Below are 5,404 nucleotides of genomic sequence, written 5' to 3'. Positions count from 1 at the left end.
ATCGTCCGGATGTTTCATCTGCTGCGCGAAGCGGGGGATTTTTCCATCAATATGGACATCATTCTCGGCTTGCCGGGGGAAACGCGAGCCGATGTCGCCGATACGATGACGAAGGTTCTCGCGCTCCGTCCCGACGATGTGACGCTTCATTCGCTCGCTTTAAAACGTGGTTCAAAGCTCAAAATGCACTTGGAGGAATATGAGCTTCCCGACGATGCCGAAGTGCAGGCGATGTTTCAAACAGCGATGGAGCGCGTAGAGGGTGCAGGCTTTTTGCCGTATTATCTCTATCGGCAGGGCTATATGAGCGGGCAGCTTGAAAACGTCGGCTGTGCACGTCCGGGTGCTGAGAGCATGTATAATATCCAGATCATGGACGAGAATCAGACGATCTTGGGCATCGGCTGCGCCGCGACGAGCAAGATCATGAATTTCCGCACGAAGAGGCTCAAGGCGTCGTTCAACGCCAAGGATTTTCATACTTATGTACGCGATATAGACGCTTACATAGCGAAGCGGGCGGCTCTTTTACAAGAGGCGTATGGAGATGGGGAGGATGAAGCAACGTGTTGATCAATGGACCGCGCGGCACGAAGGATATTTTGCCCGATACGGTCGCACAATGGACGCATGTGGAGCAGGTGATTCGCGAATTATGCGCACGCTACGGCTATCGCGAGATCAGAACGCCGATCTTCGAGCATACGGAGCTTTTCCTGCGCGGCATCGGAGAAACGACCGACGTCGTGGAAAAGGAGATGTATACGTTCACCGATCGCGGCGACCGAAGTCTTACGCTGCGTCCGGAGAATACGGCATCGGTCGTGCGATCCTATCTGCAAAACAAACTCTATGTTGGCGATGCGCTCGCGAAGCTTTTCTACATCGGCTCGATGTTTCGCTATGATCGGCCGCAGGCGGGGCGTTACCGTGAGTTTCATCAATTCGGCGTCGAGGCTTTGGGCGAAGAGAATCCCGCCGTCGATGCTGAGATCGTGTTGCTTGCCGTCGAATTTCTGCGTGCGCTCGGCTTGCAGGAGCTCAAGCTGCATCTCAACTCCGTGGGCTGCCCAAAGTGCCGCCCCGTCTATCGCGAGAAGCTGCAGGAGTTCTTCCGGCCGCATCTCGGCGAGCTTTGCGGGGATTGTCAGTCGCGCTTCGAGCGCAATCCGCTGCGCCTTTTGGATTGCAAGCATGAGCATTGTCATGCGCTCTCTGAAGGTGCGCCGCGTATCACGGACTGCCTTTGCGACGAGTGCCGCACGCATTTCGCTGAGGTGCAGTCGTATCTTGCGGCGGCGGGCGTTTCCTTCGAGCTGGACGCGAATCTTGTGCGCGGCTTGGACTACTACACCAAGACGGCGTTCGAGGTCAAGTACACGCCGCTCGGAGCGCAGAGCGCCGTTGCGGGCGGCGGGCGCTACGACGGGCTGGTTGAGGAAGTTGGCGGACCGCCGACGCCGGGCATCGGTTTCGCTGTGGGGCTTGAGCGCGTATTGCTTGCGCTTGAGAAGCAGGGGCTTTTGCACGAAGCGCCGGAAAGCGTGGATGTATTCGTCGTCGCCTTGGGCGAGGCTGCGAAATTGCCTGCGTTTAAGCTCCTGCAGGATCTTCGTGCGGCAAAGCTCACCGCCGCTATGGATTTCGCGGGGCGCAGTATGAAGGCGCAGATGAAGCAGGCGAACAAGAAAAATGCCCGCTTCGTGGCGATCTTGGGTGAAGACGAGGTCAAAGAGGCGTCTGCTCTCTTGAAGGATATGAATACGAGCGAGCAGAAAAAAGTCGCTTTGTGCGATCTGGTTTCTGCAATATGTGTTGAGGTGAAGAATTGATGGAAACATTGGCAGGTATGAAGAGGACGCGCCACTGTGGTGAATTGCGCGAGGGCGACGTCGGTGCGGAAATTGTACTCTCAGGCTGGGTGTCGCGGAGAAGAGATCACGGCGGTCTGATTTTCGTCGATATGCGGGATCGCTCCGGCTTCGTGCAGGTCGTCTATGATGAGGCGGCGATGGGAAAAGATGCGTTCCACAAGGCGGAGACTTTGCGCAGCGAGTTTGTCATCGGTGTGCGCGGCAAGGTGCGTGCGCGCTCTGCGGATACGGTCAACCCGAATATCGAGACGGGTAAGATCGAAGTCGTCTGCGAGGAACTGCGCATCTTGAACACGGCAAAGACGCCGCCTTTCTATATTCAAGACGATATTGACGTCGATGAGATGCTGCGCCTCAAGTATCGCTATCTTGACCTGCGCCGCCCCGAGATGCAGGCGAATCTCATGCTGCGCCATCGCGTGACGAAGATCATGCGCGACTTCCTCGACCGTCATGAATTTATCGAAATCGAAACGCCTATGCTCTGCAAGAGCACGCCCGAGGGCGCACGCGACTTCCTCGTGCCGAGCCGGCTGAATCCCGGCAAGTTCTACGCGCTGCCGCAGTCGCCGCAGATCTTCAAGCAGATTCTCATGGTCGCAGGCTTCGAAAAGTATTTCCAGATCGTGCGCTGCTTCCGCGATGAAGATCTGCGTGCGGATCGTCAGCCGGAGTTCACGCAGCTGGATATCGAAACATCCTTCCTCGATGAGGACGATATTTTGGAGTTGATGGAAGGTCTCGTCGCAGAGCTTTTCGATAAGACTTTGGGCGTCAAGCTCAAAACGCCGTTCCTGCGCATGAAGTGGGACGAGGCGATGGAGCGCTTCGGTTCGGATAAGCCGGATCTTCGCTTCGGCATGGAGCTAATGGACATCTCGGAGTACGTCAAGGGTTCGGACTTCAAGGTATTCGCATCCGTCCTTGAAAACGGCGGACAGGTCAAGGTCATCAACGTCGAGGACTATGCGAACATCCCGCGCCGCGAGCTGGACGGTCTCGTGCAGTATGTGCAGGGCTACGGCGCGAAGGGGCTGGCATGGATTCAGTACACGGAAGAGGGCGTGAAGTCGCCGTTCAAGAAGTTCTATGCCGACGAGGTTTTCGAGAAGATCAAGGCAGCCTGCCATGCCAAGACGGGCGATCTCCTGCTCGTCATTGCGGATAAGCCGCTTGTCGTCGCGCAGGCGCTCGGCGAACTGCGCCTTGAGATGGCGCGCCGCAGGAACCTCATTGACGCCGATGCGCTGAATTTCCTCTGGGTCACGGACTTCCCGATGTTCGAATACAACGAGGAAGAAAAGCGCTGGAAAGCGATGCACCATCCGTTCACCGCGCCGCGCCGCGAGGATGTTGAATATTTGACATCCGATCCCGGCAGGGTCAAGGCGAACGCCTATGACATGGTCTTGAACGGCGTCGAAATCGGCGGCGGCAGCCTGCGCATCTATCAGGGAGATTTGCAGGAAAAGGTCTTTGAAGCCATCGGCTTGACAGAAGAAGAGGCGCGTCAGAAGTTCGGCTTCATGATGGACGCTTTTGCATACGGCACGCCGCCGCACGGCGGCATCGCCTTCGGTCTCGATCGCCTCGTCATGCTTATGGCGAAGCGCCGCTCGATCCGCGACGTCATCGCGTTCCCCAAGACGCAGAGCGCCTCGGATGTGATGTCGCAGGCGCCGTCCGAAGTCGATGCCAAGCAGCTCCGAGAGCTTTCCGTGCGCTCGACGGCAGTCAAGAAGGAAGAGAAGAAGTAAGCGGTCGATGCGCCGCTGAACATAAAAAATCCCCATGCTTCTGCATGGGGATTTTTTATGTTCGGCTTATTTCTTGAGCGCTTCCTTCAAGATCGCCGTGCAAGCCTGCTGCGCAACGCGCAGTACATCGGTGTAGACCTTGTTGTAGAGCTCGCCGCCATCGACGACGCCGCGGCCGTTCTGCGTGATGAAGAACTTCTTCGGACGATCCTCGAAAGCCTTGTCCGCTTCAGCAAATTTCGCCTCGACCAGCTTCTCCAATTCCTGCTCTGTCAAAATAAGTCACCTCTTTCTAAAGGAAGCGCGGATAAAACGAAGTCGCTCAGCTTGTGCAGATGAGGGGTTGAATTTATCAGCGATTCCATAATTATACCTTATATTATACATCATTTTGATTGATTGTAAAGGAAGCGCTGATAAAATGAAATCTGTCAAATTGGCGTAGATTTTTCGTCCCATCAAGGAGAAAAAAAGCCGGATGCGGCTGGGGTGGAAAAGATGCGCCAAGATGTCAGGGCTGAATTTATCAGCGATTCCTAAGGCAGACTATTTCGCGGCAAAATGATAGGTGCGACCGTCCTCCGTCACGATGCGCTGATTCGATTTGGAAAGGAAGCCTGCGAATAATTCATTGCGCAGCGTGTAATAATGCGCAGGATCGCCGCCGACTTCCTTCCAGAAAGCGCGGTGTACGTCAAGGCGCAGCTCCCATGTGAAATGTTCGTCGGAAGAATCCGTCACGACACAGGCGCCGTCGCAGGGCATACCGTCAAGCCGGATTTGATCCATAGCGCTGAATAAGGCGCTGGGGCGCGATTCTGCCACGGCGTTTTCGCTGCCAAAGGCGAACGCAGCCTTCTTCACGTCGTCCATGCGTGCCGCATCCGCCGCCAAGATCTTGGTCACGAGATCGGCGTAGCGGGATTCTGCATCTTCGATTTGTCCGAGAAGCCAAGCGTGGATGTTCGACAAATCAATGATTTCTTCGAGCGGACGGGATTCTTCCTTGACGTGGGCGGCTGCTTCGTCTTTACTCAGCCAGCCTTTTTCAGCGGCGAGTTCGGCAATCGCTTTCGTCAGAGCTTCCTGTGATTGGATCTTCTGATACATGCGGAAATGAATCGGCCCTAAAAATGCGCTCATATCTCATACCTCCGTAAAAAAAGTGAACAGTACCATTATACTACATTCTTCGCAGAAAAAATGTCGTATCTTTTCTTACAAAAGGGAAAAATTCTGCACTTGGTTTGCGTAAAGGATTTGCTGTGCGGCAGTGAAAAAGGAGAGCGGTTGTGCTATAATGAAAACATCTTTGTAAAAGAGATTTTGAAGAAAAGGACGATGCAATGATGTTCAAGCAAATTACAGCTTTTTTTGTCTGTCTTTCGTTGTTTGGCGGGCTGTCCGGCTGGGGGCAGGCGGCAGAGAAGGAACAGGGCTCGCCTTACGGTGCGTGGATCAAGGATGTGTCCGAGAAGAACGCGGCGCAGGCGGAAGGACAGCCGCAGAATGTTCAGGTAAAGTCCTCTGCGGACGCCGCTTCTAATGCAGCGTCGGTCAAAGCCGAAGATCCGTATAAGATCGTCATCAATATAGCTGCACGCTCCTTGAGTCTTTATAAAAATAACGAAAAGATTCGCCTGTATCCCGTAGCCTTGGGGAAACTTTCCACGCCGACGCCCGTCGGTTATTTTTCCGTTTTGACGAAGGAAGAAAATCCTACATGGGTCGATCCGGGAGATTCTAGGAATACGATCCCTTCAGGAGAATACA

General features: G+C 54.6%; 5 protein-coding genes and 1 pseudogene. 4 read left to right on the top strand and 2 right to left on the bottom strand.

The window, feature by feature from the left end:
- The 3 genes and pseudogenes from ACTTKG_RS08870 to aspS form a co-directional block, all read left to right on the top strand.
- Positions 1–573: pseudogene (locus tag ACTTKG_RS08870) on the top strand (coproporphyrinogen dehydrogenase HemZ); the annotation flags it as partial.
- Positions 567–1,832: a histidine--tRNA ligase gene (hisS, locus tag ACTTKG_RS08865; protein WP_442673852.1), complete on the top strand. Its 1,266-nt coding sequence runs from the start codon at positions 567–569 to the stop codon at positions 1,830–1,832. The pseudogene ACTTKG_RS08870 and the gene hisS, both read left to right, overlap by 7 nt.
- Positions 1,832–3,631, top strand: a complete 1,800-nt coding sequence (gene aspS, locus ACTTKG_RS08860; protein ID WP_442673853.1) for an aspartate--tRNA ligase — start codon at positions 1,832–1,834, stop codon at positions 3,629–3,631. The genes hisS and aspS overlap by 1 nt, the downstream gene beginning before the upstream one ends.
- Positions 3,632–3,697: 66 nt before the next feature.
- Here aspS and ACTTKG_RS08855 read toward each other — a convergent pair whose 3' ends face one another.
- The gene (locus ACTTKG_RS08855; RefSeq protein WP_006192860.1) at positions 3,698–3,907 is read right to left on the bottom strand and encodes a hypothetical protein; all 210 of its coding nucleotides are present in this window, start codon (positions 3,905–3,907) and stop codon (positions 3,698–3,700) included.
- 270 nt (positions 3,908–4,177) lie between these two features.
- The gene (locus ACTTKG_RS08850) at positions 4,178–4,774 is read right to left on the bottom strand and encodes a hypothetical protein (RefSeq protein WP_442673851.1); all 597 of its coding nucleotides are present in this window, start codon (positions 4,772–4,774) and stop codon (positions 4,178–4,180) included.
- Between the two features lie 206 nt (positions 4,775–4,980).
- Here ACTTKG_RS08850 and ACTTKG_RS08845 point away from each other — a divergent pair.
- Positions 4,981–5,404, top strand: a 424-nt coding sequence (locus ACTTKG_RS08845; protein WP_442673850.1) for a L,D-transpeptidase, incomplete at its 3' end; no start/stop codon positions are given.

This window comes from Selenomonas sp. (assembly GCF_052169755.1).
In the GTDB taxonomy this organism is placed as follows: domain Bacteria; phylum Bacillota; class Negativicutes; order Selenomonadales; family Selenomonadaceae; genus Selenomonas.
The sequence above is the reverse complement of the archived record's forward strand: the minus strand, read 5'-3'. Positions and strand labels throughout refer to the sequence as shown.